25 protein-coding genes, 1 tRNA gene and 1 pseudogene are annotated in these 26,024 nt (G+C 73.6%); 15 read left to right on the top strand and 12 right to left on the bottom strand.

The window, feature by feature from the left end:
• Positions 1-32: 32 nt before the first annotated feature.
• On the bottom strand, positions 33-854 hold the full coding sequence (locus tag F7Q99_RS19405; protein ID WP_326847232.1) for an SDR family oxidoreductase: 822 nt from the start codon (positions 852-854) through the stop codon (positions 33-35).
• 97 nt (positions 855-951) lie between these two features.
• On the opposite strand from F7Q99_RS19405, the gene F7Q99_RS19400 reads away from it, so the two are divergent.
• Together F7Q99_RS19400 and F7Q99_RS19395 are read left to right on the top strand one after the other, a co-directional pair.
• Complete coding sequence (locus F7Q99_RS19400; RefSeq protein ID WP_326846876.1) at positions 952-1,539, top strand: TetR/AcrR family transcriptional regulator; 588 nt, start codon at positions 952-954, stop codon at positions 1,537-1,539.
• Positions 1,540-1,592: 53 nt separating this feature from the next.
• Positions 1,593-1,862 (top strand): hypothetical protein, encoded by a 270-nt coding sequence (locus tag F7Q99_RS19395; RefSeq protein ID WP_153463099.1) that lies wholly within the window; start codon positions 1,593-1,595, stop codon positions 1,860-1,862.
• Between the two features lie 2 nt (positions 1,863-1,864).
• Here F7Q99_RS19395 and F7Q99_RS19390 read toward each other — a convergent pair whose 3' ends face one another.
• Positions 1,865-3,103: an RNA polymerase sigma factor gene (locus tag F7Q99_RS19390; protein WP_326846875.1), complete on the bottom strand. Its 1,239-nt coding sequence runs from the start codon at positions 3,101-3,103 to the stop codon at positions 1,865-1,867.
• Positions 3,100-3,525: a YciI family protein gene (locus F7Q99_RS19385; protein WP_153463097.1), complete on the bottom strand. Its 426-nt coding sequence runs from the start codon at positions 3,523-3,525 to the stop codon at positions 3,100-3,102. Before F7Q99_RS19385 ends, F7Q99_RS19390 begins: the two co-directional genes overlap by 4 nt.
• Before the next feature lie 369 nt (positions 3,526-3,894).
• Between F7Q99_RS19385 and F7Q99_RS19380 the strand changes: the two genes are divergently transcribed.
• Positions 3,895-5,226: a TolB family protein gene (locus tag F7Q99_RS19380; RefSeq protein ID WP_230210264.1), complete on the top strand. Its 1,332-nt coding sequence runs from the start codon at positions 3,895-3,897 to the stop codon at positions 5,224-5,226.
• Between the two features lie 55 nt (positions 5,227-5,281).
• On the opposite strand, the gene F7Q99_RS19375 is transcribed toward F7Q99_RS19380, so the two are convergent.
• The 4 genes and pseudogenes from F7Q99_RS19375 to F7Q99_RS19360 form a co-directional block, all read right to left on the bottom strand.
• Positions 5,282-5,365 (bottom strand) — tRNA-Leu (locus F7Q99_RS19375).
• Positions 5,366-5,423: 58 nt separating this feature from the next.
• A pseudogene (locus tag F7Q99_RS19370) lies at positions 5,424-5,582 on the bottom strand (DUF397 domain-containing protein); the annotation flags it as partial.
• Positions 5,583-5,962: 380 nt separating this feature from the next.
• A complete protein-coding gene (locus F7Q99_RS19365) occupies positions 5,963-6,682 on the bottom strand; it encodes a hypothetical protein (protein WP_195911112.1) in 720 nt (239 codons plus the stop codon).
• Between the two features lie 77 nt (positions 6,683-6,759).
• Positions 6,760-7,701 carry a GlxA family transcriptional regulator gene (locus F7Q99_RS19360; protein ID WP_153463095.1) on the bottom strand — a complete coding sequence of 314 codons (942 nt, stop codon included), beginning with the start codon at positions 7,699-7,701 and terminating at the stop codon, positions 6,760-6,762.
• A gap of 84 nt (positions 7,702-7,785) precedes the next feature.
• Here F7Q99_RS19360 and F7Q99_RS19355 point away from each other — a divergent pair, with 84 nt between their 5' ends.
• Positions 7,786-8,397 carry a cysteine hydrolase family protein gene (locus F7Q99_RS19355; protein WP_153463093.1) on the top strand — a complete coding sequence of 204 codons (612 nt, stop codon included), beginning with the start codon at positions 7,786-7,788 and terminating at the stop codon, positions 8,395-8,397.
• Here the strand turns inward: F7Q99_RS19355 and F7Q99_RS19350 are convergent.
• Positions 8,379-8,903, bottom strand: a complete 525-nt coding sequence (locus tag F7Q99_RS19350) for a hypothetical protein (RefSeq protein ID WP_153463091.1) — start codon at positions 8,901-8,903, stop codon at positions 8,379-8,381. The genes F7Q99_RS19355 and F7Q99_RS19350 overlap by 19 nt on opposite strands.
• A 123-nt stretch (positions 8,904-9,026) precedes the next feature.
• Here F7Q99_RS19350 and F7Q99_RS19345 point away from each other — a divergent pair, with 123 nt between their 5' ends.
• Complete coding sequence (locus F7Q99_RS19345) at positions 9,027-9,932, top strand: sigma-70 family RNA polymerase sigma factor (RefSeq protein WP_326846874.1); 906 nt, start codon at positions 9,027-9,029, stop codon at positions 9,930-9,932.
• A gap of 70 nt (positions 9,933-10,002) precedes the next feature.
• On the opposite strand, the gene F7Q99_RS19340 is transcribed toward F7Q99_RS19345, so the two are convergent.
• Entirely contained in the window at positions 10,003-10,521 is a 519-nt protein-coding gene (locus F7Q99_RS19340) for a DinB family protein (RefSeq protein WP_326846873.1), read from the bottom strand.
• A 53-nt stretch (positions 10,522-10,574) separates the two neighbouring features.
• Complete coding sequence (locus tag F7Q99_RS19335; protein ID WP_153463089.1) at positions 10,575-11,150, bottom strand: nucleosidase; 576 nt, start codon at positions 11,148-11,150, stop codon at positions 10,575-10,577.
• Positions 11,151-11,500: 350 nt separating this feature from the next.
• On the opposite strand from F7Q99_RS19335, the gene F7Q99_RS19330 reads away from it, so the two are divergent.
• From F7Q99_RS19330 to F7Q99_RS19285, 10 genes are all read left to right on the top strand, one after another.
• Complete coding sequence (locus tag F7Q99_RS19330; RefSeq protein ID WP_153463087.1) at positions 11,501-12,970, top strand: hypothetical protein; 1,470 nt, start codon at positions 11,501-11,503, stop codon at positions 12,968-12,970.
• A gap of 16 nt (positions 12,971-12,986) precedes the next feature.
• Positions 12,987-13,937 (top strand): glutamate ABC transporter substrate-binding protein, encoded by a 951-nt coding sequence (locus F7Q99_RS19325; protein ID WP_153463085.1) that lies wholly within the window; start codon positions 12,987-12,989, stop codon positions 13,935-13,937.
• A gap of 172 nt (positions 13,938-14,109) precedes the next feature.
• Positions 14,110-15,471 carry a hypothetical protein gene (locus tag F7Q99_RS19320; protein ID WP_407697805.1) on the top strand — a complete coding sequence of 454 codons (1,362 nt, stop codon included), beginning with the start codon at positions 14,110-14,112 and terminating at the stop codon, positions 15,469-15,471.
• A 5-nt stretch (positions 15,472-15,476) separates the two neighbouring features.
• Positions 15,477-18,008, top strand: a complete 2,532-nt coding sequence (locus tag F7Q99_RS19315) for a serine/threonine-protein kinase (RefSeq protein ID WP_153463083.1) — start codon at positions 15,477-15,479, stop codon at positions 18,006-18,008.
• A 3-nt stretch (positions 18,009-18,011) separates the two neighbouring features.
• Entirely contained in the window at positions 18,012-19,367 is a 1,356-nt protein-coding gene (locus tag F7Q99_RS42625; protein WP_195911111.1) for a PP2C family serine/threonine-protein phosphatase, read from the top strand.
• 93 nt (positions 19,368-19,460) lie between these two features.
• Positions 19,461-20,813, top strand: coding sequence for a VWA domain-containing protein (locus tag F7Q99_RS19305; protein ID WP_153463081.1), 1,353 nt, complete (start codon positions 19,461-19,463; stop codon positions 20,811-20,813).
• A gap of 226 nt (positions 20,814-21,039) precedes the next feature.
• Positions 21,040-21,987 carry an FHA domain-containing protein gene (locus F7Q99_RS19300; protein WP_230210263.1) on the top strand — a complete coding sequence of 316 codons (948 nt, stop codon included), beginning with the start codon at positions 21,040-21,042 and terminating at the stop codon, positions 21,985-21,987.
• Positions 21,988-22,141: 154 nt separating this feature from the next.
• A complete protein-coding gene (locus tag F7Q99_RS19295; protein WP_153463079.1) occupies positions 22,142-23,059 on the top strand; it encodes an ABC transporter ATP-binding protein in 918 nt (305 codons plus the stop codon).
• The gene (locus F7Q99_RS19290; RefSeq protein ID WP_230210262.1) at positions 23,056-24,201 is read left to right on the top strand and encodes an ABC transporter permease; all 1,146 of its coding nucleotides are present in this window, start codon (positions 23,056-23,058) and stop codon (positions 24,199-24,201) included. Before F7Q99_RS19295 ends, F7Q99_RS19290 begins: the two co-directional genes overlap by 4 nt.
• A gap of 85 nt (positions 24,202-24,286) precedes the next feature.
• Entirely contained in the window at positions 24,287-24,691 is a 405-nt protein-coding gene (locus F7Q99_RS19285; RefSeq protein WP_326846871.1) for a globin, read from the top strand.
• A gap of 12 nt (positions 24,692-24,703) precedes the next feature.
• Here the strand turns inward: F7Q99_RS19285 and F7Q99_RS19280 are convergent, their stop codons facing one another.
• Together F7Q99_RS19280 and F7Q99_RS19275 are read right to left on the bottom strand one after the other, a co-directional pair.
• Positions 24,704-25,396: a hypothetical protein gene (locus tag F7Q99_RS19280; RefSeq protein ID WP_153463075.1), complete on the bottom strand. Its 693-nt coding sequence runs from the start codon at positions 25,394-25,396 to the stop codon at positions 24,704-24,706.
• Positions 25,397-25,443: 47 nt separating this feature from the next.
• On the bottom strand, positions 25,444-25,908 hold the full coding sequence (locus F7Q99_RS19275) for an acyl-CoA thioesterase (RefSeq protein ID WP_326846870.1): 465 nt from the start codon (positions 25,906-25,908) through the stop codon (positions 25,444-25,446).
• Positions 25,909-26,024 lie beyond the last annotated feature (116 nt).

Raw genomic sequence — 26,024 nt, 5'->3', positions numbered from 1 at the left:
GGAGAGGATCCGCTCCGACTGGTCCTCGCGCGTCAGCGGAAGGCGGCCGCGTTGCGGTGGGCCCAGGCGGAGAAGGGCCGGGCGGGACGGCCGAGGATGTGTTCGACGTCGGGGCCGGTGCGCTGTTCGTCCGGGGTGGGGGTGCCCAGGATGGCGAGGGTGCCCTCGACGACGGGGAGGGGCAGGAACGCGGCCATCTGGGCGTGGGCCTGCTCGCGGGTCTGCCCCTCGAATCGGACCGTCTCGCCGATGGCGTCGGCGATGGCCGCCGCCCGTTCGCGCGGGGTGGTGAGGGCGGGGCCGGTGAGGACGTACGTGGCGCCGTGGTGACCGTCCTCGCGCAGGACGGCGGCGGCGACGGCGGCCACGTCGTCGGGGTCGACGAACGGGAGGCCGACGTCCCCGAAGGGCGCGGCGGCGGTGCGGTGGACGCGGATCGGTTCGGCCCACGCGTACGCGTTGGAGGCGAGGCCGCCCGAGCGCAGTACCGTCCACTCCAACTCGCTTGCGGTGACGGCCGCTTCGAAGCGCGCCGCGTGCTCGTAGACGTCCGGCCGGGTGCCCACGCCCTGGGAGGAGAGCAGGACGACCCTGCGCACGCCCGCCGCCTTCGCCTCCTTCAGCAGCCCCTGCGGCTCCTCACCCGCGACCAGCAGGAACAGCGCCTCGGCGCCCTCCAGCGCGGGTCGGACGGCGGCCGGTTCGGCGAGGTCGGCGGCGATGTGCCGGACGCCGGGCGGCAGTTGGCCTTCGGGGGCGCGGCGGGACAGCGCGGTCACCTGCTCCCCCGCCTCGACGAGCTGCCGGACGAGCTCCCGGCCGACGTTTCCCGTGGCACCGGTGACGACGATCACGATGATCCCCCTCATTTACGAGTTAGTTGACTGACTCACTTGTGCGAGCGATGACGACCGTAGCCCGCCCCGAGGCCCGCTGTCTATAGTTAGTTGAGTGACTGACTCACAGAGGTCCTCCCGGGCCGCCACCGCCGCCGCCAAGCGCCGCCGCCTCACCGCGGCCGCCGCCCAGGTCCTGCACCACAAGGGCGTCGAGCGCACCGCCATCGCCGACATCGCCCAGGCCGCCGGCGTGCCCGTGGGCAACGTCTACTACTACTTCAAGACCAAGGACGAGCTCGTCGAAGCCGCCCTCACCGAGCACACCGCCACCCTCGACACCCTCACCGCCGAACTCGACCGGCTGCCCGACCCCCGCGCCCGTCTCCGAGGCCTGGTCACCGCCTGGGTCACCCAGCGCGAGACCGCCGCACGCTACGGCTGCCCCATCGGCACGCTCGCCGTCGAGGTCGACAAGCGCGACCCGGGCGGCCTCGACGAGTCCGTCGCCCGGGCCGTCCGCCGGCTGCTGGACTGGGCGGCGCAGCAGTTCCGCGAGCTGGGCACCGACGATCCCGACGGCCACGCGCTCACCCTCGTCGCCGGCTACCAGGGCATGTCGCTCCTGGCCAACGCCCTTCGCGACCCGGAGGTGATGACGCGGGAGGGCGAGCGCCTGCTCGCCTGGATCGACGCCTGTTAGCCAGGGACGGCGTCCGGCCACCGCGTCGCGCGGACGCACCTTAGGGTCAGGGCATGGACGACACCCGGCAACCGACGCTCGCCGAGATCGAGGAGCGTTTCGTCGCGCTGCTCGACGGCCGGTCGAGCCGGGACGAGGCGGACCGGTGGGCCGCGCGCTGGGCGTTCGACGACGACCTCACGTGGACCGAGCCGGAGTGGTGGGCACTCGGCCTGCTGGCCGGCATCGACCTCCGGCACGGCCCGGGAGCCGACTACCTGCACGACGACGCACAGGTCCGCGCGTGGCTGCACGAGCTACGGGCCCGCCGGGCAGCACCCTAGCGTCACGCCAACCGCTGCGCCCGGCCTACGAGATGCCGCCGCTCGGGCGTGCTGGCGGTACGGGCGGCAGCCTCCCTGTAGGCGCGGGCTGCGCCGTCCGAATCCCCCTGCAACTCCAGCAGGTGGGCGCGCACGGCAAGCAACCGGTGGTGGCGGGCGAGCCGCTTGTCGCCCGCAAGTTCCGCGAGAAGGTCGAGCCCGGCAGCCGGCCCGTGGACCATGGCCACGGCGACGGCCCGGTTGAGCGCGACCACCGGATTCGCGTCGAAGCGCAGCAACAGGTCGTACAGGGCCAGGACCTGGGGCCAGTCGGTGGCCTCGGCGTGCTCGGCCTCGCCGTGCACGGCGGCGATCGCCGCCTGCACCTGGTACGGTCCGGCCTGCCCACAAGGCAGCGTCCGTTCGATCAACTCGACGCCTTCGGCGAGGAGTTCGCGATCCCACCGGCTGCGGTCCTGGTCCGCGAGCAGCACCAGCTCCCCGGCCGGTCCGGTGCGCGCAGGCCGACGGGCGTCGGTGAGCAGCATCAGGGCGAGCAGCCCGGCCGTCTCGGCGTCCTCGGGGACGAGCCCCAGGAGCATCCGGGTGAGCCGGATCGCCTCGGTGGACAGCCGCGGCGCGGTCAACTCCTCGCCGCCGGTGGCGGTGTAGCCCTCGTTGAAGACCAGGTAGAGCACGTGCCGCACCTCGGCGAGCCGCTCGACACCCGCGTCCAGGGAGAGCCCCTTGATCGTCTGCTTGGCCCGGCTGATCCGCTGCGCCATCGTCGCCTCGGGCACCAGGAAGGCCGCGGCGATCTGCGCCGTGCTCAGGCCGCCGACGGCCCGCAGCGTCAGCGCGATCCGGCTCGGCGCGGACAGTACCGGGTGGCAGCAGAGGAAGAGGAGGGCGAGCGAGTCGTCCCGGTCCGGGACGGGCGCGGCGGAGTCGGCGGCGTGCGCGAGCAACGCGGACTGCGGGGTGGCGAGGGCCAGTGCCTCCTCCCGGCGCCGCCGCGCCGACTCGCTGCGCACGTGGTCGACCAGCCGGCGGGAGGCGACCGTCACCAGCCAGCCGCGCGGGTTCTCCGGGATCCCGCCGTTCTCGGGCCGCCATTGCAGGGCGGCGGCCAGCAGCGCCTCCTGCACGGCGTCCTCGCACGCGTCGAAGGCCGAGCCGCCGTGCCGGCGGACGAGCACGCCGAGGACCTGCGGCGCCAGCTCGCGCAGCAGGTCCTCGACGCCGTGGTTCAGCGAGCTCACGCGTCCGCCACGTCCGTCGGGCTCGCCACGTCCGTCGGGCTCGCCGCGTTCGCCGGGCTCGTCGCGTTCGCCGGGGACTCGTGCAGGATCGGCCACAGTTCGATCGGGTCCTCGTCCGCGAACGGGAAGTCGGCGGCGATCTGCTGGGCGCGCTCCAGGCTCTCGCAGTCGAGGAGGTAGAAGCTGGCCACGTACTCCTTGGTTTCCAGGTACGGCCCGTCGGTGACGACCGGGGCACCGTCCGCCCGGCGCACCAGCTGGACGGCGGCGGCATCCGCGAGGCCGTACGCGCCGAGGAGTTCGCCGGTCTCGCGGTACTTGGTGTTGAACGCCTCGACCTTGGCGATCGCCGCGGGCCACTCCTCGGCGGGGAAGGCGTTCCACTTCTCCTGGTTGCCGTAGATCATCGCGATGTACTTCATGGTGGGTCTCCCGTCGGTGCCTCGCGCGCCGCCCTCGGCGCGCTGTCACCCTTCAGTCGGAGCGGCGGCCGGGTCCTCTACATCCGCCGACAACTTTCTTCGGATTCTTTCGCACCGGTTCCGACCAGCCCCGCCGTGCGGCCTCCACTCGACTCGGAACCTTCGCAGGAATGTCCTTGACATGTTCTCATTCAACTCGGCCACGCCCCGTTGACCACCGGCGGCGTCCGGCGATTGGCTCTCGTTCCGAACCCACCGACAGGGACAGGGTGGGTCGGACCAGTCATCCGGGGAGGACGTATCACCATTTGACCGACGAACCGAACGGCCCGCACCCGCCGACTCACGCGAGGTTCCTGCGCATTAGCGGTGGCCGCGGCCCTCACCGTCACCGCCGCCCCACCCGCCCACGCCGATCCGGCCTGGGGCCCGACCGCCCAGGTCGACCTCGGGGTGAACGGCGCCCGGCCGGACCACCCGTCGTTCAGCCTCGGGATCAGCACGGACGGCCGCTACGCGCTGTTCCGCTCGGAGGCGACGAACCTGCTGCCCGGGACCGGGAAGACCGGGTTCGGCCTGTACGTCCGCGACCTCCGGAACGGCCGGACCGAACTCGTCAGCCTGGCCGACCACGGCACCCCGCTGGCCGCTGTTGGCGAGACGGCGGGGATCAGCGGCGACGGCCGCTACGTGGTGTTCAGCAGCGGCGCCACCAACGTGGTGTCCGGGCAGGCCACCAAGGGCGGGTCCAACGTCTACGTCCGCGACCGCGCCACCGGCCGCACCCAACTCGTCACCGCCGGCACCGCGAGCGGCGGGGACCAGAACAACCGCGGCGCCTACGCCCCGACCATCAGCGCCGACGGCCGCCACGTCGCCTACATGTCCACTCGCACCGACCTCGTACCGGGAGCCGCCACCAAGCCCGGCGCGCGGAACGTCTACGTCACCGACCGCGTCACCGGAGCCACCCGCCTGGTCACCGCCGGCGCCGACGGCCAGCCCGCCAACGGCGACTCGGACCATCCGACGATCAGCGCGGACGGCACCACCGTCGGCTTCAGCTCCAAGGCCTCGAACCTGCTCCCGCAGAAGCCCCAAGCGGCCGAGGCCCCCGCTGAACTGCTCCGCCTGCGCTACACCAGCCTCTACACCTACGACCTCGACAGCGGCCGCACCACCCTCGCGAGCCTCGACGCGAGCGGAGGAACGGGCGCCGCAGCCCCGGCAATCCGGCTCAGCCCCGACGGGCGCTACGCCGTCTACGCCCTCGGCGCGAGCCCGCTGCCGGGCGGCAAGGCCCGCACGGAGCTCTTCATCCACGACCTGTGGACGGAGGAGGCGAGGAGCATCCGGACGTCGGCCAACCCGGCGGCGATCTGCTGGGCGGACCCGTCGGCGGCCATCACTGCCGACGACCGGTGGATCTACTTCGTCGGAGGCTGCTCCGACACCGAGATCCCCGCCTGGAAGGCCCGGTACGACCTCTACCGCCAGGACCTGACGACCGGACGCACCGAGCCGATCAGTACAGCCCCCGACGGATCGAACCAGAACGGCGCCGCGGGCGACCCGTTCGTGGCGGACGACGGGACGACGGTGGTCTTCCGCTCCACCAGTACCAACATCCTCCCCGGCAGCACGGGCGCCGGCGCCGGCCCCGACTGGCAGGTGTACGCCCGGACGCTGACCGACGACTGACCGACGCACAAAAGCCGATGGGCCCGACATGATGTCGGACCCATCGGCCAATCTGTGCGCGAGGGGGGAGTTGAACCCCCACGCCCTTTCGGGCACTGGAACCTGAATCCAGCGCGTCTGCCTATTCCGCCACCCGCGCATCTGGGTGATGGGTAAATACTAGCCCATCAGGAGGGTTGCTTCTGACCACGTCCGGGCTAAGCGGGGAAGTCGCCCTCACGGACGCCAGCGACGAAGGCCTCCCAGGCGCGGGCGGGGAAGACCAGGGTCGGGCCGTGCGGATCCTTGGAGTCACGAACCGGGACGACGCCGGGGAGGAATCCGGGAGCCACCTCGATGCAGTTGCCGCCGCTGCCGCCGCCACTACTGGGCGGCCCTCATCACCGCCGGGGAACTCCTGGTGGCCCGCACCCCGCCCGACCCCCGCATCAAGCACGCCCTGAACCGCTGCCGCGAGCGGGCGACCTCAACCCGTGCGTGACGGCCAACGCAGCGCGCCGGCAGTCGACATGGCCACATGGCCGACTTCCTGCGCAGCTGAGGTTCATCCCAAGGTGGGGTTTGGCTCAACGAACCACCGTCGGGGTGCCGAGAAGCCAACGGGGCGACGGAGCTGAGGGCCGTCGCCCCGCTTCCGGCGTCACACCGCCGCGAGGAACTCCCACACCGCCGCCGCGAACTCCTCCGAGGCGGTGGTGACGAGCGGGGCAGGGAGTCGGCCGGGCCGGCCTCCTGCTCAGTCCTTGCCCTCCACGGTGAAGTACTTCCTCTCGCGCACCGAGAACGCCAGCACGGTGCCGTACCGGGCCCGCGCCTCCGCCACGGTCGCCGACCCCTTCGGGGCCACCTCGCAGCGGCGGTAGATCCCGCCGGTGTTCTGCGCGCGGCAGGGGTCGGGTTCCTTGATCTGGTTCACGAGCATCGCGTCCGGCCGGTCCCAGTCGATCCGGAACCCGTCGGTCCTCAGCTCGGGGCCGGGCATCGGCCAGCCGTCCGGGTAGCGGCCGCGGTTGCGGTGGAACTCGAGGGCGTAGCGGACCGCGTCGTCGGCGGCGAACGGGCGGTTCCCGTCCTCGTTGCGCGTCCCGCGGGCGACGAGGTCGACCGCGCCGATCCTGGGCAGCACGGCGGTGATGTCGCCCTGGACGCCGAAGTACGCGGTGGCCTCCATGCCGCAGCTCAGTGCGGGGGAATCCCGGTTGTAGAGCTCGTCGTGGCTCGGTTCGGCGCAGGAGTCGCTGAACCGGGTCAGCACCGGTTCCAGCCCCTCGACCTCGCCCAGGCTCGCGATCTGCGAGCGGATCTCCGTCTCCTTCGCCGCCCGCGCTGACTCCGCCTGCGGCGACGTGGCCTCAGCTCTCAGCTCGCCGTCACTCGGCCCGCCGGAGCACCCCGCGGCGGCCCCCGCCAGCACGACTGCGAGCACCAGCCCGCCCACCCGGATCCACCGGAACACGTTGCCCCCGTTCCCGCCCGTCCGTCACATCCGCCCCAACTCTCCTTGGGCGAACGGCCCGGCGCAAGGCACTTGCCTCAGGTCGCCCGGAACGCTCTCCGGTACTCGCGCGGCGCGACACCGAGGCGGGAGACGAAGGCGGGGCGCAGGGAGACGGCGGAGCCGAAGCCGCAGCGGGTGGCGATGGTGTCGACGGGGAGGTCGGTTTCCTCCAGCAGGCGCTGCGCGGCGAGGACGCGGTGTTCGAGGAGCCAGCGCAGCGGGGTGGTGCCGGTGGCGGCGACGAAGCGGCGGGCGAAGGAGCGTTCCGACATCATCGCGGCGGCGGCCATCCGGCGGACGGTCCACGGGTGGTCGAGGGAGGCGAGGATCTCGGCGCGGGCGGCAGCCAGGCAGTCGTCGCCCCGCTCCTCCGGGACCGGGGACGGGATGAACTGCGCCTGGCCGCCCGCCCGGAAGGGCGCGGTGACCATGACGCGGGCGATCGTCGCGGCGGCCTGCTGGCCGTGGGCGGCGCGTACCAGGTGCAGGCACAGGTCGATGCCGGCCGCGACGCCGGCCGAGGTCCACAAGCCGTCCCCGCCGGTGAACAGCACTTCCGGCCTCACTTCCACCGCCGGGAAGCGGCGAGCGAGTTCGGGGGCGAGCGCCCAGTGCGTGGTGGCTTCGCGGCCGTCCAGCAGGCCCGACTCGGCCAGCACGAACGCGCCCGCACACAGCGCGGCCACGGGCACTCCGCGCGCGGACACCTCCCGCAGCGCTGCGAGGACGGACGGGTCCCGCGGTGCGCCCGGGTCCTCCACCCCGGGCACGACGACCAGGTCGCACCCGGCCAACGCGTCCAGCCCGAAGTCCGGCACCCGCTCCAGCCCGCCCCCGAGCCGGACCCGCGTCCTTTCGGGCCCGCACACCCGCAGGTCGAACGCCGGCACCCCGGGCCGCCTCGCCCACACCTCCCCGACCACCGCGTAGTCGAAGGCCCGCACCCCGTCGAAGATCAGACACCCCACCGTTCGCATGGCAGGAACCTATGGCAGGAATCGATCGATGGGTGGCACCACTGCCGCTCACGCCCGCGCCGCCACCCCGAGCACGATGGACGCATGACGAACACCGACGCCTTCGACGCCCCGCTCACCCTCGACCCCGACGCCGTCCTGATCGTGATCGACGTTCAGAAGGGTTTCGAGGACCACGACTTCTGGGGCCCTCGCGACAACCCGCAGGCCGAGCAGCGGATCGCCGAGCTGATCGCCGTCTGGCAGGAGACGGACCGGCCGATCGTCACCGTCCAGCACGCCTCCTCGTCCGGCCCTCTGGTGGAAGGGACGCCCGGCTACGCGCTGAAGGACTTCGTCGCCGGCATCACCCCGGCCCTGCACATCACGAAGACCGTCAACTCCGCCTTCTACGGCACCCCGGACCTGCACGCCTGGCTCCAGGAGCGCGGCGCACGGCAGCTGGTGGTCACCGGGATCATCACCAACGTGTGCAACGAGACCACCGCCCGTATGGCCGGCAACCTCGGCTACGACGCGGTCTTCCCCGTCGACGCCATGCACGCGTTCGACATGACCGGCCCGGACGGCGTGACCGTGCCGGCGGCCGAACTCGCCCGCGCCACCGGCACCGTGCTGCATGCGATGCGGTTCGCCAAGGTGGTCACCACCGGCACCGTGCTGAAGGCCGCCGGGGCTCAGATCAGCGGCGAGTAGGCGCAGCCTTCCTCGGCGTTGAGCAGGACGTAGTCGCGGCCCGGGCCGGTGGCGACCTCGCGAAGGCGGGCGAGGGCCTCGGCCTCGGTGGGGAGGTCCAGGCCGAGGGCGCGGGCAGCGGCGTCGCGGTCGGCGAGCAGGTCCGGCTCGTCCTCCAGGTACTCCTCGGCGGCCTCGGCGCTCTCCTCCTCGGTGAGGTTGGGGCAGTCGCGCCACCACGGGACGGTGAGCAGCAGCCGGACCAGCTCGCGCAGGTCGAGGGCCATGAGGGCGGCGCCGCCCTCGGAGTCGGCGTAGAGGACGGGGCGCGCCTCACCCAACTCGCTCTCCCCGCAGAAGAAGAACGTGCCGCCCCCGCCGTCCTTGGCCACCGGCTCCAGGAGCTGGCCGGAGGCGAGGACGACCTCCTCGACGTGCTGGTAGTGGTTCAGGTCGAAGTCCCCGGGCCAGAGCAGGTAGTCGAGGGCGGCGGGGTTGGCGCGGATGGCGGCGAGCAGCGACGTCATGTCGGCCACCCTAAGCCGGAATGATCAGGAGGGCTGGCCCGGGCGTTGAACTCCCGGCCTCGGCGGCTAGGTTGCGTGTGCATCTGTTGCTCCGACCAAACGCCGACGAAGGAACGTGACACGGTGGACGAGAACATGACGCCGGCCGACCTGTTCGAGGAGCACCGGCCCCATCTGCGCGCCGTCGCGTACCGGATGCTCGGCTCGATCGCCGAGGCCGAGGACGCCGTCCAGGAGGCGTGGCTGCGGTACGACCGCACCGACACGAGCGGGGTGACGAATCTCGGCGGCTGGCTGACCACGGTGGCCTCCCGGGTCTGCCTGAACCTGCTGCGCTCGCGCGCGCAGCGCCGGGAGGAGCCGCTGGAGGCAGGCGAGTCGGGTGGGCCGCGCATCCCGGATCCGCTGATCGGGCGGGAGGGCGTGGTGGATCCCGAGCAGGAGGTGGTGCTCGCGGACTCGGTGGGGCTGGCGCTGATGGTGGTGATGGAGTCGCTGTCGCCGGCCGAGCGGGTCGCGTTCGTGCTGCACGACCTGTTCGCGGTGCCGTTCGAGGAGATCGCCCCGCTGATCGAGCGAACCGCCGCCGCGGCCCGCCAGCTGGCCAGCCGGGCCCGCCGCCGGGTGCAGGGGAAGGCGCCGGCGCCCGACAAGGACCTGGCCCGGCAGCGGGTGGCGGTGGACGCGTTCTTCGCCGCCGCCCGCGACGGCGACCTCGACGCGCTGGTGGCCGTCCTCGACCCGGACGTGGTGCTGCGCTCGGACGGCGGCGCGCTGCGGGCCCGGCACACGGTGGTGTTCGCGGGTGCTGCCACGGTGGCCGGCCAGGCGGTGCTGTGGGGCGGGCTGTCGCCGTTCGCGCGCCCGGCGCTGATCAACGGTGCGGCGGGCGCGGTGGTGATCGGCCCCAACGGCACGGCCATGTCCGTCATGGCGTTCACGGTCGTGGCGGGCGCGATCGTCTCGATCGAGGTGCTGACCGACCCGGAGCGGCTGAACGCGCTGGACCTCTCGGTCTTCGACGCCTGACCCCTGCGGGCGCCTGAGCCCGTCGGACCCCGGCAGGGCGCGCTCCCCGGGGAGCGCGCCCTCCGCCGTCTCAGCGCCCGACGGCCCCGTCCAGCTGCTCGCGGATGATGTCGGCGTGCCCGGCGTGCCGTCCGGTCTCCTCGATCATGTGGACGAGCACCCAGCGCATCGACGGCGCCTCGCCACCCGGCCGCAGCGAGCGGGCGCCCGGCCGGTCGAGGTCCGCGCCGACGGCGGCGGCCACCTTGTTCGCCCGGGCGATCGCGTCCCGGTACGCGGCGATCTCCTCCGCCACGGTGGCCCCGTCCAGCGGGACCTCGTCGGACTCCCGGGGCTCCTCGCCGATCCCCTGGTAGGCCCACTCGAACCAGTTGAGCTCGACCACGGTCAGGTGCCGCACCAGCCACAGCAGGCTGGTCCCGGAGGCCACCTTGGGCCGCCGCGCGTCCTCGTCGGACAGCCCGGCGAGCTTGCCGATGACGGCCTCGCGCAGGTAGTCGAGGAATGACAGCAGCGTGGTCGGCTCGTCGGCGTTGATGCCGGGCGGACGGTTATCTGAGCGCTTGCTCGGCGCGGTGTTCTCGGTCACCGCGCCACCCTAGCGATCACGCCGCCGCCCTGGCGATCAAACATGATGAACAGTCACCAGCCCTGGGCGGCGACCCAGTGGGCGAGGTGACGGGCGCAGTCGTCGACGGACTCGCGCCAGGAGTGGGCGGCGCCGTCGCCGGCCTCGTCGCTGACGTGCTTGATCAGGCGGACCGGGAGGCCGGCGCGGTGGGCGACGGTGGCGACGGCGTAGCCCTCCATGTCGACCAGGTCGGCATGCTCGGCGAGGCGGTCGCGGGCGGCCGGATCGGAGACGAAGAGGTCGCCGGTGGCGAGCACCGGGCCGTCGCCCCTTCCGACGATCAGCGGGGCGCCGTAGCTGCGGCCGGTGAGGGCGAGCAGGGCGGGGCTGTCGAGGTCGTGCTGGATGACCTGGGTGACGTGGTGGGTGCCCTCCCAGCCGGGGCGCAGCGCGCCGGCGGTGCCGAGGTTGATCACCTCGTCGGGCTTCTCGCCCTGGGCGAGGACGGTGGCGAGCGCCGCGGCGGCGTTGATCTTCCCTATCCCGGTGAGCAGCACGGGCAGCCGGTCGTCGAGGTAGGCGGCCTCCTCGCGGACGGCGACGACGAGCAGCGGGCGGTCGGGGGCGATCGTTCCAAGCAGGCGCATGGCCCCATCGTACGGAGCGCGGGCACGGGCGCCCTCGCGGCGACGGCCGGACGGGCGTTTGCACCGGCACCACACAAGCGGATGCCCGCCTTCCGCCCGGTCCGGGGAACCGCACCGGGTGCCGCCCGCGTCGGACCGATCGCCGCCCGCCTCCCAACGAGGACGACAGAGGACCGCAGAGGACGACGGAACCCGACAAGTGAAGACGAAGCGGAGGCGGCGGGCCTCAACTGTGCACGGCGAACCTCAAGATCGGCGCAACTCGGGTGTGGCCAGGGGGAGTCACGGCCATACTGCTGGCATCGGCCGGACCCCGGATGACGGGGCGGCCCCAGGGGAGGATGAGGCGGTTGGCAACACCAGTGGGTAACGGCGCACCGGGCGCCGTGGTTCCGGCAGGGGCGAGACCACCGGCGGCGCCGTCCCGGCCCGGCGCCGCGGTGCCGCGGCCGGGCGGCGCGCCCGCGAACCGGCTGCCGTCGGCCCTCACGCCGTCCGGCGTGAAGGCCCGGCTGGCGCGCGCCACGCGGACCGCGCCGGGACGGCTGCGGCTGGCCGGGGCGGTGCTGGCGGTGCTGACCGCGGCGTTCGGGGGGCTGACCGCCTGGCAGCTGGAGACCAGGGCGCAGGCGGCCGAGCGGGTGGTGTCGTACAGCCAGCCGCTGAGCCAGGCCGCGGCGGACATCCACCGCTCCCTCGCCGACGCGGACACCACCGCGGCGACCGGCTTCCTGCTCGCCGGCGCCGAGCCGAAGACCGTCCGCGACCGCTACGAGCAGGACCTGTCGACGGCCGCCAGGCTGGTCGCCGAGGCCGCCGCCCGGACCACCGCCTCCTCGCCCGCGCAGGGCTCGCTGGCCCGGCTCAACCAGCAACTGCCGGTCTACGCCGGCCTGGTGGAGAGCGCCCGGGCGGACAACCGGCAGGGCTTCCCGCTCGGCGGCGCCTACCTGCGGTACGCCTCCGATCAGATGCGCACCGTGCTGCTCCCGGCCGCCGCCGAGCTGACGGCCGCGGAGAACCAGGAGCTCGCCGACGACTACGCCGAGGCCAAGGCCGCACCGTGGGGGGCGTACCTGCTGGCCGTGGTCACCATCGGCGCGCTGGTGTGGGTGCAGGTGGTGCTGTACCGCCGCACCAACCGGGTGTTCAACGTCGGACTGCTCGGCGCCACCGCCGCCGTCCTGGCCGGCACGCTCTGGCTGGGCGTCACCAGCGCGGCCACCGGCGCCGCGCTCAAGGACAGCGACCGCGACGGCGCCACCCCGCTGCGCGCCCTCAACACCGCGCGGGTGGACGTGCTGACCGCCCGCCTGGCGGAGAACCTGCACTACGTCGCCCGCGGCTCCACCGCCCAGTACGCGGAGCTGTGGACGAAGACCACCGAGCACCTGTCCAAGAGCGTTCCCAAGGGCACGCCGGAGGACGCCCGTTCCGGATCCCTGCCGGAGGCCTTCCGGCTCGCTCCCCCGGTCGCCCGGGTGACCGTCGCCGACGCGGCGCAGCAGTACGACACCTGGCACGACCGGCACGACGACGCCCGGAAACTGGAGATCGACAACGCGGACTACCAGGGCGCCCTGGACGAGACTGTGACGGCCGAGCAGGCCAAGGCGCCGAACACCGCCGACGCCTCGTTCAACGCCACCGACCAGCAGCTCGCGAAGGCCGCCGGCATCGAGCAGCAAGAGTTCCACAAGGCCGCCGACGGCACCGACGGAGACCTGCGCACCGCTGCCGTCTCACTCGCGGTGCTGGGCCTGGTGGCCGCCGCGGCGGCGCTGCGCGGTCTCGGCCGCCGACTGGCCGAGTACCGGTAGAGGGGGAGACGGACAGATGCGCAAGGGGACCGTACGGACCCGGTCGGTGACGGCGCTGGCGCTGCTGGCGTCCTGCGCCGCCGTGCTCGGCGGGGGCGGCCCGTCCGGCGCCGCACCGGCCGCCACCGTGGGGACGGCCGCACCGCAGGCGGCACAGGAAGCGCAGGCCGATCCCTGCGACATCTACCGGAGCGTCCCGCCGAGCAGCGAGGACGGCCCGGCGGTGAAGGCCATCAAGGCCAAGCGCAGCCTGGTGATCGGCGTGGACCAGAACAGCTACCGCTGGGGCGCCCGCAACCCCAACACCGGCCAGATCGAGGGCTTCGACATCGACCTCGCCAGGGCGATCGGCGCCGCGATCATGGGCGACCCGGACAAGGTGGTGCTCAAGCCGGTGGCGACCGCCGACCGGGTCGACGCCGTCCAGAAGCACCGGGTCGACCTGATCGTCCGCACCATGACCGTCAACTGCAAGCGGATGGAGGACGTCGCCTTCTCCAAGCCGTACTTCAACATCACCCAGCGGGTCCTGGTGCCCCGGTCGTCCCCGGTGAAGAGCGTCGACGAGGCGATCAACGGCAAGACCGTGTGCGCCGCGAAGGGCTCCACGGCCTTCAACGTGCTCAACGACAAGAAGACCGCCAAGGCGCTCACGGTGGTGGAGAACCAGCTGGACTGCCTGGTTCTCATGCAACTCGGCAAGATCGACGCCACCATGACCGACGACGGCCTGGCGGCCGGTCAGGCCGCCCAGGACCAGACCGTGCGGATCGTGGACGGCGAGGTGCAGCCGGAGGTGATCGGCGTCGCGGTGTCGAAGGACAGCCCCGATCTCACCGCACGGGTCAACCAGGTGCTCGCCGACTACTACGCGAGCGGCGCCTGGCGCAGCTCGTACGAGCGGTGGCTCAAGCCGTACATGCTCAACGAGGCCGACCACTACTGGCCGGGCACGGCGGCCCGCTGACGGCCCGGCGGGCGCGGGCGGCACGTCAGCACGCCGTTGACGCGGTCTTGACGCCCCGCGCCCGCTCCGTCCGAAGGACCACCGGTTAGGGTTCGGGACGATCACCACGGGGAGACCCGTCGTGTACGGGGAGATCCGGCGCTGTCCACGGCCGGATCGGACGCAAGGAAGGATGGACGGGGTGGCATCTGCTGGCCCGGTACTGAGCCGGGAGGAGGTGGACCGCGCGCTGGCGCGCCTCGGCGCGGAGCGCGACGCGGTCGAGTCGGCGCTGCTGGCCCTGCAGGACCATCCGGGACTGCGGCTGCTCGACGGCGCGGAGCTGACCGGGCGGACACAGGAACGCTGGGCCGTCGCAGGACAGGGCCTGCCGCTGCTGTGGGCGCTGTTCGACCGCTACTCGGAGGCGCTGGCCTCGGCCCGCGCCGTGCGGGCCCGCAAGGCCAAGCCCGGCGGACCCGAACTCGCCGAACTGAGCGAGCTGTTGACCGGCGACGCGGTGACCGTCCCGGGCGGCGCGCTGCCGGACGGGGCGCAACTGCTGGGCGCGCCCGCCAAGCTGGTCGAGCGGATCAGCCTGGACGCGCTGATGGCCCGGATGAACTCCTGGTACGCCACCGTCCTGGAGGTGGTCAGCGCCGCCGACGCGGTCTGGTCCGCGCTGCCGGCCCGGATCGACCTGCTGCTCGCCGAACTGCAGCGGGTGCAGACCCTCGCCGCCTCGCTCGGCGTGCACATCGGCAGCCACCCGCTGGGGGACGACCTGGCCGGGCTCGCCGCCGACCTGACGCAGCTGCGGGCCGAGGTCCGCAGCGACCCCTTGGCGCTGTGGCGCCCGGCCCGGGTGCCCGCCCAGCGCGGCACCGTGCCGGAGGGCGGCGCCTTCGCCTGCCCGTCCGGGATGGTGGACACCGAGCGGTTCGACCGGGCCGGGCGGGCGCTGGACGGCGTCCGGCTGGAGCTGGAGGACCTGCTGCGGCTGCGCGACGACGCCGAGGAGCGCCTGCAGGGCGTCGGCGACCTGCTCCAGCGGGCCGACGCCACGCTGGCCGAGGCCCGCCGGGCGCGCGGCGAGGTGCTGGCGAAGATAGCCGCCAGCGACGTGCCGGCCGTCCCGGGCCCCGCCTCGGCGCTGCGCGAACGGATCGTCACGGCACTGGAGTTGCGCCAGAACGGGCAGTGGATCCGGCTGGCGACGCTGCTGGACGCGCTGGAGGACGCCGCCGCCAAGGAGCTGGCCCGGGCCCGGCAGTCGCTCACCGAGGTGACCCAGCCGCTGGCCGTCCGCGCGGAACTGCGCGGCCGGCTGGACGCGTACAAGGCGATGGCCGCCCGGCTGCGGGTGGCCGAGGACCCGGAAGTGATCGAGCGGTACGAGAAGGCGCGCTGGCTGTTGTGGAGCGCGCCCTGCGACCTGCGGGCGGCGGCCGCCGCGGTGGCCCGCTTCCAGCAGTCGCTGCGGCCGGCGCACGCCGAGACCGCACACGAGGAGGCCGGCCGGGCGCCGGTCGACGGACAGGTACAGGGGGGCTGAGGTTGATGGGCGAGGCGTGCGTACGGCCGGACTGCACCGGCACGGGGACGATCGACGCCGACGGCTACTGCGACGAGTGCGGGCTGGCCCCGGCTGGCGCGAGCACCGGGACCGCGACCGCCGCGCCGCCGCAGACGGCGGGCCCCGGCTCCCCCTGCCCGCGCGACTGCTCCGGCACCATCGACGCCGACGGCTACTGCGACGAGTGCGGCCTCACCGCGCCCGGCGGCGACACCGGGATCACCCAGCCGTACGTGCCCTCGGCCCGGATCTCCGGGGACTCCGCGCGCAGCGGCTCGATCCGCTCGATGTCGGCCCGCACCGGCAGCAGCCGCTCGATGTCCGGCCGCTCCCGCTCGCACCGCTCGACCCGTACCGGCAGCAGCCGCTCGGTCTCGGTGCGCAGCACCCGCGGCAGCGTCAGCGCGGGCGCCCGCAGCCGGCTCGGCGCCGGCCTGGTGACCGTCCCGACCGTGGAGACGGCCGACCCGTCCCTGGCGGTGCTGGTCGACCCCGAGGTGCCGGAGCGCAAGCGGTTCTGCGCCAAGTGCGACGCGCCGGTGGGCCGGGAGAAGAACGGTCGTCCGGGCCGCCCGGACGGCTTCTGCACCAAGTGCGGGACGCCGTACTCGTTCACGCCGAAGCTGCGCCACGGGGACCTGGTCGGCGGGCAGTACGAGGTCGTGGGCTGCCTGGCGCACGGCGGCCTCGGCTGGATCTACCTGGCGGTGGACCGCCGCGTCAACGACAAGTGGGTCGTGCTGAAGGGCCTGCTGAACACCGGGGACGAGGACGCGCTGGCCGCGGCCGTCGCCGAGCGCCGGTTCCTGGCCGAGGTGGACCACCCGAACATCGTCCGGATCATCAACTTCGCCGAGCACCCGGACCTGACGTCCGGCTCCACCGACGGCTACATCGTCATGGAGTACGTCGGCGGCAAGTCGCTCAAGGACATCGCCAACGACCGCCGCACGCCGGACGGGCGGCGCGATCCGCTGCCCGTCGAGCAGGCGATCGCCTACGCGCTGGAGGCGCTGCCCGCGCTCGGGTACCTGCACGGCCGGGGCCTGATCTACTGCGACTTCAAGATCGACAACGTGATCCAGAGCGGCGACGCGCTCAAGATCATCGACATGGGCGCCGTCTGCCGCCTCGACCACGACGGCCCGATCTACGGCACCGTCGGCTACCAGGCCCCGGAGATCGCCACCCACGGCCCCTCCCCCGCCTCCGACCTCTACACCGTGGCCCGCACCCTCGCGGTGCTCACCTTCGACTTCCAGGGCTACAGCACCACCTACCGCGACTCGCTGCCCGGCCCCGAGGACGTCGAGGTCTTCGCCCGCTACGAGTCCTACTACCGCTTCCTGGTCCGCGCCACCGACCCGGACCCGGCCCGCCGGTTCGCCTCCGCCGAGGAAATGGCCGACCAGCTCACCGGCGTGCTGCGCGAGATCCTGGCCCTCCAGGACGACCGGCCCCGACCCGCACTCTCCACCCTCTTCGGGCCCGAACTGCGCGTCGTCGACACCGAGTTGGTGCTGCCCACCGAGCAGGCCGGACAGCTCCGGGTGGCCGCGCTCGACCCGGCCGCCGCCGCCCTCGCGCTGCCCGTCCCCCGGGTCGACCCCGCCGACCCCAACGCCGGCTTCCTCGCCACCCTGCTCGCCACCGACCCCGAGGAGGCGCTCGCCGCCCTCGCCGGCGCGCCCGTCGACTCCGCCGAGCGCCGCCTGCGCGAACTGCGCGCCCAGCTCGAACTCGGCCGCCACACCGAGGCCCTCGCCGCGCTCGCCGCGCTGGAACAGGACCACGCCGACGACTGGCGGGTGGTCTGGTACCGCGGCCTGGCCGCCCTGGTCGGCGCCGCAGCCGGCCCCGACGGCCCCGACGGCCCCGGCGAACCCAGCGAGGCCTCGCTGCGCGCCGCCGCCGAGGCCTTCGACGCGGTCTACGACGCCTTCCCCGGCGAGAGCGCCCCCAAGCTGGCCCTCGGCATCTGCGCGGAACTGCTCGGCGACAGCGGCGACGCGGCCGAGTTCTACCGGCTCGTCTGGACCACCGACCAGTCCTACCTCAGCGCCGCCTTCGGCCTCGCGAGGGTCCGCCTCGGCGAGGGCGACCGGCCGGGCGCCGTCCAGGTCCTGGAGTCCATCCCGGCCACCTCCAGCCAGTACACCGCCGCCCGGATCGCCGCCGTCCGCGCCCGGCTGCGCGAGCGCACCGCCACCGAACCGCTCGGCGCCGACCTCGCGGCCGGCTCCGACCAGCTGACGGCGCTTCGGCTGGACGACCGCCGCCGCGAGGAGCTGTCCGTCGAGGTGCTCGACGCGGCCCTCGGCTGGGTCACCGCGGGCGCCGCGGGCGCCGACCGGCACGGTCACCCGACCGTGCTCGGACGCCCCGCACAGGAGCGGGAACTGCGCTTCGCCCTGGAACAGTCATACCGGGTACTCGCCCGGTTGGCCGACCGGGCCGAGACCAGGATCGAGATGGTGGAACGGGCCAACCGTGCCCGCCCCAGGACGTGGGTGTAACCGATGCCGCAGCAGACCGTGTGCCCGAGCTGTTCCGAGCCGCTGGACCCGGAGGACGCCTTCTGCGGCGCCTGCGGGACCGGCCGGGACGGCCGGCCGGCGCCGGGCGCGATGCCCGCGAGCTGGGCCGCCGCCCACGCCGAGGCCGTCCCGTCCCACCACGGGCCGGTCTGCGTGCACTGCGGCCTGGCGCAGGTCACCGCCGACGGCTACTGCGAGGCCTGCGGCGGCGCGCAGCCGCGGCCGCGCGACCACATGGAGAAGGCCCTCGCGGGCGTCGCCGGGGTCAGCGACCGCGGCGTGCGCCACCACCGCAACGAGGACTCGTTCACCGTCGCCGCCACCTCGCTGCCCGGCGGCGAGCCGGTCGTGGTCGCCGTGGTGTGCGACGGCGTCTCCTCCTCCGACCGGCCGGACGAGGCCTCCGCGACCGCCGTCGACGCCGCCTCCGAGTCACTGCTGAGCGCCCTGGAGGCAGGCCGGGAGCCGGGCGCCGCGATGCGCCAGGCCATCGCCGACGCCGCCAGGGCGGTCGCCGACCTCGCCGAGGACGGCGCCGGGCCCGCCCGGCCCGACCTCAACGCGCCCGCCTGCACCTACGTCAGCGCGATAGCGGCCGGCGGCCGGATCACCATCGGCTGGGTCGGCGACACCCGGGCCTACTGGATCCCGGACGACCGGGCCGCCGCCGAGCCGTTCCGGCTCACCCAGGACGACTCCTGGGCGGCCCGGATGGTCGAGGCCGGGCTGATGGGCGAGGCCGAGGCCTACGCCGACCCGCGCGCCCACGCGATCACCGGCTGGCTCGGCGCCGACGCCGAGGAGGTCGTCCCGCACACCCTCGACTTCACCCCGCACGTCCCCGGGGTGCTGCTGATCTGCACCGACGGCCTCTGGAACTACGCCGAGGCCGCCACCGACCTGGCCTACTACGTCCGGCCGGACGCCCGCACCGAGCCGCTCGCGGCGGCGCAGACCCTGGTGAAGTTCGCCGTCGCCGCTGGCGGCCACGACAACATCACGGTCGCCGTCCTGCCGATCGACCCGCCGCCGCGCGAGGCCGTCGAGGCCGAGCGGACGCCGACCGCGCTGGACATGCCGGCCGTCGCCCCGGCCGGTGCCGCGGCCGCAGGGGCGCCCCAGGACGACGAGGACTACGAGGACTACGAGGACTACGAGCCGACGCTGCCGAACATCCCGGTGATCGGCTCCCCCGCCGCCCCGCTGCCCCCGGCCCCGGCTCCGGCCCCTCCGGCACCCGCTGCGGGACCGCCGGGCGCCCCGGACGCGCCCGGACTGCCCGGAGTACCCGGAGTGCCGCCCATCCCGCCGCAACCGCCGCACCCGCCGACGGCCTGACGGCCCGTCCCGCCCGGCGCCGCCCGCGGCCCGCCGGGCGGGCCCACCGACCGAAGCGCATCAACCCCTCATCCCGACGGGAGCCACCGGCCCATGGCAACACTGGCTAAGCCGAACCTGCCCAGGTTCGACGTGGACATCTTCCAGAACGAGTTCCTCGCCGACGGCGCCCGCGAGGTCAACGCCATCGTCACCGTCACCGCGACCGGCGGCGGCACCTCCGGCGGCCGTCCGCTCGGCATCGCCGACGCCGGACCGCAGGGCACCGACGCCGCGACCGCCGTGGTCATCCTGGTCGACTGCTCGGGCTCGATGGACTACCCGAAGACCAAGATCAACGGTGCCCGCGAGGCCACCGCCGCCGCCATCGACGCGCTGCGCGACGGCACCGCCTTCGCCGTCGTCGCCGGCACCCACGAGGCCCGCGACATCTACCCCGGCGACGGCACCCTCGCGATCGCCTCCGGCACCACCCGCGACCACGCCAAGGAGGCGCTGCGGCGGCTCACAGCCGCCGGCGGCACCGCCATGGGCACCTGGCTGGCCAAGGCCGACAAGCTCTTCCTGACCCGCCGGGACATCCCGATCCGGCACGCCATCCTGCTCACCGACGGCAAGAACGAGCACGAGTCGGCGGCCGAGCTGGAGAAGGCCATCGAGCGCGTCACCGGCCACTTCACCGCGGACTGCCGCGGCGTCGGCACCGACTGGAAGATCGACGAACTGCGCAGGATCTCCTCCGCGCTGCTCGGCACCGTCGACATCGTCGCCGAACCCGCGGGCCTGGCCGACGACTTCCGCTCGATGATGGCCGGCGCGATGGGCAAGCAGGTCGCCGACGTCGCCCTGCGGATCTGGACCCCGGCCAACGCCACCGTCAAGTTCGTCAAGCAGGTCGCCCCCTCCGTCGAGGACCTCACCGCCCGGCGCACCGAGGCCGGACCGCGGGCCGGCGACTACCCGACCGGCTCCTGGGGCGACGAGAGCCGCGACTACCACGTCTGCGTCGAGGTCCCGGCCGCCCCGATCGGCAACGAGATGCTCGCCGCCCGGATCAGCCTGGTGCTGCCCCCGCAGGCCGGCGGCACCCCCGAGGTGCTCTCCCAGGGCCTGGTCAAGGCCGTCTGGACGGACGACCTGGCCTCCTCCACCCGGATCAGCCCGCAGGTCGCCCACTACACCGGGCAGGCCGAGCTCGCCTCCTCCATCCAGGAGGGCCTGGAGGCGCACCGCGCCGGGGACGTCGACACCGCGACGGCCAAGCTGGGCGCCGCCGTCCGCATCGCGCACGCGACCGGGAACGACGGCACCTTCAAGCTGCTCCAGAAGGTGGTGGACGTCGTCGACGCGAAGGAGGGTACGGTTCGGTTCCGTAAGAACGTGAGCGAGGCCGACTCGATGACCCTCGAGACCCGGTCGACCAAGACGGTACGTGTGAAGAAGTGACCGCTGAAGACGTGACCGGGCCGCGGCCCGGCGCGACCGCCGCCCCAAGCCGGCTCGTATTGAGGGGGACATGATGCCGATCTGCCCGAGGGGCCATGAGTCGCAGGCCGAGGACTGGTGCGACTTCTGCGGCTTTCCGATGACTCCGCCGGCCCCGGCGCAGCCCGGGGCCCACCCGGGGGTGCACGGAGGAGCGCCGTACGGGGCGCCCGTGCCGCCTCCGCCGATGCCTCCGGGCGCCGTCCCGCCGGGCGCGATGCCGGGTGCCGTGCCGCCGCCCCCGCCGGGGGCCGTCCCGCCGCCCGCCGCGCAGGCCTTCCCGGACCTCACCGAGGGCCTGGTGATCTGCCCGATCTGCCGCAGCCCGCAGACCGGCCGGTTCTGCGAGGAGTGCGGGTACGACTACGACCTGTCCACGCCCTCGCGCCGCCAGGCCCCGGCCGCCGGCATGGGCGCCCCGGTGCCGCCGCCGGTCGGGCCGCCGGCCCCGCTGAACATCCCGGCGGCGTACGGCGGCACCGCCCCGCCGGCCGAGCCGGACGGCGTCCAGCTGCCCGTCCAGCAGCCGCAGGCTCCCGCGCCCGCCCACACCTACGGCTACCCTCCTTCGGAAGGCGCGTTCCCCGAGGCCCCCGGTCGTGAGGACTCCGGCCCGGTCTACGCCGGCACGGGCAACCGCGACTTCGGCACCTCGTTCAACCTGGCCCCGCCGATGCCACCGTACCCGCAGCCCGAGGCCGCGCAGCCGCAGCCGCAGCCGGTGCGGACCAACTGGATCGCGGTGGTCACCGCCGACCGCGAGTACTTCACCGAGATGATGGCCCGCAGCGGCCCCGAGGCGGCCGGCCTGTTCTTCCCGCCGTACTGCCCCGAGCGCCGCATCCCGCTGACCGGCCGCGGCCAGCTGCGGATCGGCCGGCGCAGCCAGCACCGCGGCACCGTGCCGGAGATCGATCTGTCGGTGCCGCCGGAGGACCCGGGCGCCTCGCACCAGCACGCGCTGCTCGCCGAACAGGCCGACGGCAGCTGGGTGCTGGTCGACCAGGACTCCACCAACGGCACGACGATGAACGGCGGCCCCGAGCCGGTCGCCCCGCACGTCGCCGTGCCGCTGAACGACGGAGACCGGATCCACGTCGGCGCCTGGACCACCATCACGGTGCACCGCGCCTGAAAGGGCGTCCGAGGGCGCGTCGGCGACAACTCCGGCCGGGCCGGGCGGAATTCGACTTCCGCCCGGCCCGCTTCGTTCCCCCTCGCTCAGGAATTCCACAAATCCCCGTCGCCGATGTGCACAAGCGCGCCCGCAACCCCTACGCTCAGGGCACATGACTGCAGCTATATCCGCTGATGGCATCCGTCAGCGGTACGGGGATGTGCAGGCCGTCGACGGGGTGTCACTCACCGTCGAGGCCGGCGAGTTCTACGGGATCCTGGGCCCCAACGGCGCCGGGAAGACCACCACCATGGAGATCCTGGAAGGGGTCCGGAAGCCAGACGAGGGCCGGGTCGAGCTCCTCGGGATGGCGCCCTGGCCGCGCAATCCGAAACTGCTGCCGCGCATCGGCGTGCAGTTCCAGGCCTCCGCGTTCTTCCGGAAACTGACGGCCCGGGAGACCATCCACACCTTCGCGTCGTTCTACGGGGTCGGCCCCAAGCGGGCCGATGCGATGCTGGAGCGGGTGGGCCTGTCCGACAAGGCCGGCGTGATGACCGACCAGATGTCCGGCGGCCAGGCGCAGCGCCTGTCGATCGCCTGCGCACTGGCCCACGACCCGGAGCTCGTCTTCCTGGACGAGCCCACCACCGGCCTCGACCCGCAGGCCCGCCGCAACCTCTGGGACCTCCTGCGGGACATCAACTCCGAGGGCCGCACGGTCGTCCTGACCACCCACTACCTGGACGAGGCCGAGGTCCTCTGCGACCGGGTCTCGATCATGGACCACGGGAAGATCCTGCACACCGGTGCCCCGGCGGCGCTGATCCGCGAGATCGACGACACCGTCCGGATCAGCGTGGCCTCCGGCCAGCTGTCGGTCGACCGGGCCCGCGAGTTGCTCACCGCGGCCGGCGCCGAGATCGCCACGCTGGAGGACGACACCGTCTCGCTCTCCGTCTCCACCCGCCTCCCGGCCCCGGTCCTGAGCGTCCTGGCCGAGCAGAACGCGCTGCGCGGCCTCGAGGTGCGCGGCGCCACCCTGGAGGACGTCTTCCTCCAGCTGACCGGACGGGAGTACCGCGCATGACCGCCACCACCTCCACCGAGCCGAAGGTCCCCGCCCCGCGCGGCGGTTCGACCGGCGCCGGCACCGAGCGGGAGCGGGTCAGCGCGTTCTGGAGCCTGTCCCGCGCGATGCTGCTGTCGATGAAGCGCGACCGCACCGCGACCTTCTTCATCCTGCTGTTCCCGCTGGTGTTCCTGGTGTTCTTCGGCACCGTGACGAAGGGCGCCGGCAGCCCGCACGCCAAGGTGGCGCAGGTCGGCGCGGTGAAGCTGTTCGACTCCATGCAGGGCGGCGACCGGGCCGGGCTGGACACGGTCCTCACGATCACCAGGACCGACGACGAGTCGGCCACGCTGGAGAAGGTCCGCAAGGGCGACTTCGACGCGATGATCGAGCAAGGCCCGGACGGCAGGGTCGAGCTGCGCTTCAGCGCCTCCGACGCGGTCCGCGCCGGCGCGGTCCAGGGCATCCTCAACTCGGTGATCCAGAGCGCCAACCAGAAGGCGACCGGCCAGCCGCCGGCCTACGTGCTGGACGCCCAGCAGGTCGAGGACAAGTCGCTCAAGCCGATCCAGTTCCTCACCCCCGGCCTGCTCGGCTGGGCGATCGCCACCGGCGCGGTGTTCGGCGCCTCGCTGACCCTGGTCGGGTGGCGCAAGTCGAAGGTGCTGCGCCGGCTGCGGCTCGCCCCGGTGAGCGCGGGTGCGGTCATCTGCTCGCGGATCGTGGTCTCGCTGATGACCGCGTTCCTCCAGACCACCGTGTTCCTGGTGGTCGCCACGAGCTTCTTCGGGCTCAAGCTCACCGGCAACTGGTGGCTGATCATCCCGCTGGTGGCCTGCGCGACGCTCGCCTTCATGTCGATCGGCCTGCTGGCCGGTTCGGTCGCCAAGACCGAGGAGGCGGCCAACGGCATCTCGCAGATCATCGTGCTGCCGATGTCCTTCCTGTCCGGTTCGTTCTTCCCGCTGGACGACGCGCCGGCCTGGCTGAAGACCGTCTCCGAGGTCATGCCGCTGAAGCACCTGGTGACGGCCTCGCAGTCGGTGCTGACCCGCGGCGGCGGCGTCATGGACGCCCTGCCGACCATGGGCGGCCTGCTGCTCTTCGCGGCCGTGCTGACCGGCATCGCCTGGAAGCTGTTCAAGTGGGAGGACGCGTAGCCACCGCGCCCGATGAACCGCCCCGCGGGGTCGTACGCCTTTGGTCCCGGTGTACGGCCCCGCCGGCGTCTGCGACCATGGTCGGGTGAATGAGATCCGGCGTGGCACGCTCAGCGAGGAGACCTTCTTCGACCAGGTCGGCGGCGAACCGACCTTCCGGCGGCTGGTGCACCGGTTCTACCAGGGCGTCGCCGAGGACGAGTTGCTGCGGCCGATGTACCCGGAGGAGGACCTCGGCCCGGCCGAGGAGCGGCTGGCGCTGTTCCTGATGCAGTACTGGGGCGGACCGCGCACCTACAGCGAGCACCGCGGCCACCCGCGGCTGCGGATGCGGCACGTGCCGTTCAAGGTGGACCGCGCGGCGCACGACGCCTGGCTCGCGCACATGCGCGCCGCGGTGGACGACCTCGCCCTGCCCGCCGAGGCCGAACGGCAGCTGTGGGACTACCTCACCTACGCCGCCGCCTCGATGATCAACACCGAGGGCTAGGTCCGGGCCGGCTCACCTGACGGGGCTGAGCCCCAACCCCGCGCCGGGGGCGGCCGCGGTACGGACCGCCACCGAGCCCGCCGGGGCGCTCAGCCGCAGCCAGCCGCCCGCCCGGTGCACGGTCAACGGGGCACCGGGCTTCAGGAAGCCGATCACGTAGGCCGCGTGCACGGCCCGCAGCGGCAGGTCGGGCAGCGCCGACACCGGACGGGACCAGATCTCGTCGGCCAGTCGGTCCAGCACCGCGCGGGTGCGGTGGTGCTCCGGGATGGCCTCGCTGCGCTCGCGGAACTCACGCACGCCCGCCATCAGTTCGGGATACACCTCGGCCACCGGCGGCTCCCCCACCGGCCGCCAGCCGGTGCGCGGCGGCAGCAGCCCGGCCCAGGCCGGGCCGGTCACCTGCGCGGGCAGGGTGACGGTGCCCGCCTCGCCGTCCACGCCGTCCAGCAACTGGCCCGCCGAGACCGTCCGGTCGACCGGCTCGCCGAGACCGGTCAGCCGGGCGGTGCGGATCGCCAGCGCGCCCGAACCGCCCAGCGGCAGCCGCCCGAAGACCGCCAGCACGCCGTTCCCCTCGACCGGCGCCACCGCCTGGCACCGCACCGCCGCCGCCTTGTCGAACCGCAGCAGGCGCAGCAGGAAGGCGGCGAGGTCGGCGGCCTCGCCGGCGTCGGTCAGGGCGAGACGGGCGGTGGTGGTCAACGTGGTTCAGCTCGAATCGGTACTCGAATCGGTGGGAGTCTCGGCGCTCAGACGGCGGTGACGGCCGCCGCACCCTTCGCGTTCAGGAGGGGCTCGTCCATGAAGCGGCCGAGGAACTCCCGCTCCACCCCGGAGATCCGGCGCGGGCGCTGCTCGGCCAGGTCGTAGGGGACGACCACGGTGGACGCCCGGACGTAGACGAGGTCGCTGCCGTCCTCGGCGGTGTCCTTGATCTCGTACGCCACGGTCAGCGAGGCGACGCCGATCTTGGTCACCCAGGTCTCGATGGTGACCGGCTCCGGCCGGTGCACCAACGGCCGCTTGTAGTCGATCTCGTGGCGTGCCACGACCGACCCGCCCGCGAACTCCCCTGCGCCGGCCTCGGCGGCCCGGGTGAACATGAAGTCGATCCGGGCCTCCTCCAGGTAGCGCACGAAGACCGCGTTGTTGACGTGCCCGAAGGCGTCCATGTCGGACCAGCGAAGCGGGCAGGCGTAGATGTGGCGGGCCACAGGTGTTCTCCTCGGTATCCGGTCACCCGGGTGTCCGGGTTGCCCGCCGCCGGGCGGTGGCGGTGGGCCGCGGCCCGGCAGGCCGCCCCGGAGGGCGTTCTGCCGGGCCGTCGTGA

This window comes from Streptomyces kaniharaensis, from assembly GCF_009569385.1.
Classification (GTDB): Bacteria; Actinomycetota; Actinomycetes; order Streptomycetales; family Streptomycetaceae; genus Kitasatospora; species Kitasatospora kaniharaensis.
This window is presented reverse-complemented; position numbering and strand designations above follow the sequence as displayed.

What these genes read in the sequence shown, in the direction of transcription:
- F7Q99_RS19395 (WP_153463099.1), top strand. Translation starts at nt 1,593, where the DNA reads ATGGACGACACCCGGCAACCGACGCTCGCCGAGATCGAGGAGCGTTTC.
- F7Q99_RS19385 (WP_153463097.1), bottom strand. Translation starts at nt 3,525, where the DNA reads ATGAAGTACATCGCGATGATCTACGGCAACCAGGAGAAGTGGAACGCC.
- F7Q99_RS19360 (WP_153463095.1), bottom strand. Translation starts at nt 7,701, where the DNA reads ATGCGAACGGTGGGGTGTCTGATCTTCGACGGGGTGCGGGCCTTCGAC.
- F7Q99_RS19355 (WP_153463093.1), top strand. Translation starts at nt 7,786, where the DNA reads ATGACGAACACCGACGCCTTCGACGCCCCGCTCACCCTCGACCCCGAC.
- F7Q99_RS19350 (WP_153463091.1), bottom strand. Translation starts at nt 8,903, where the DNA reads ATGACGTCGCTGCTCGCCGCCATCCGCGCCAACCCCGCCGCCCTCGAC.
- F7Q99_RS19335 (WP_153463089.1), bottom strand. Translation starts at nt 11,150, where the DNA reads ATGCGCCTGCTTGGAACGATCGCCCCCGACCGCCCGCTGCTCGTCGTC.
- F7Q99_RS19325 (WP_153463085.1), top strand. Translation starts at nt 12,987, where the DNA reads ATGCGCAAGGGGACCGTACGGACCCGGTCGGTGACGGCGCTGGCGCTG.
- F7Q99_RS19320 (WP_407697805.1), top strand. Translation starts at nt 14,110, where the DNA reads ATGGACGGGGTGGCATCTGCTGGCCCGGTACTGAGCCGGGAGGAGGTG.
- F7Q99_RS19315 (WP_153463083.1), top strand. Translation starts at nt 15,477, where the DNA reads ATGGGCGAGGCGTGCGTACGGCCGGACTGCACCGGCACGGGGACGATC.
- F7Q99_RS42625 (WP_195911111.1), top strand. Translation starts at nt 18,012, where the DNA reads ATGCCGCAGCAGACCGTGTGCCCGAGCTGTTCCGAGCCGCTGGACCCG.
- F7Q99_RS19305 (WP_153463081.1), top strand. Translation starts at nt 19,461, where the DNA reads ATGGCAACACTGGCTAAGCCGAACCTGCCCAGGTTCGACGTGGACATC.
- F7Q99_RS19300 (WP_230210263.1), top strand. Translation starts at nt 21,040, where the DNA reads ATGCCTCCGGGCGCCGTCCCGCCGGGCGCGATGCCGGGTGCCGTGCCG.
- F7Q99_RS19295 (WP_153463079.1), top strand. Translation starts at nt 22,142, where the DNA reads ATGACTGCAGCTATATCCGCTGATGGCATCCGTCAGCGGTACGGGGAT.
- F7Q99_RS19290 (WP_230210262.1), top strand. Translation starts at nt 23,056, where the DNA reads ATGACCGCCACCACCTCCACCGAGCCGAAGGTCCCCGCCCCGCGCGGC.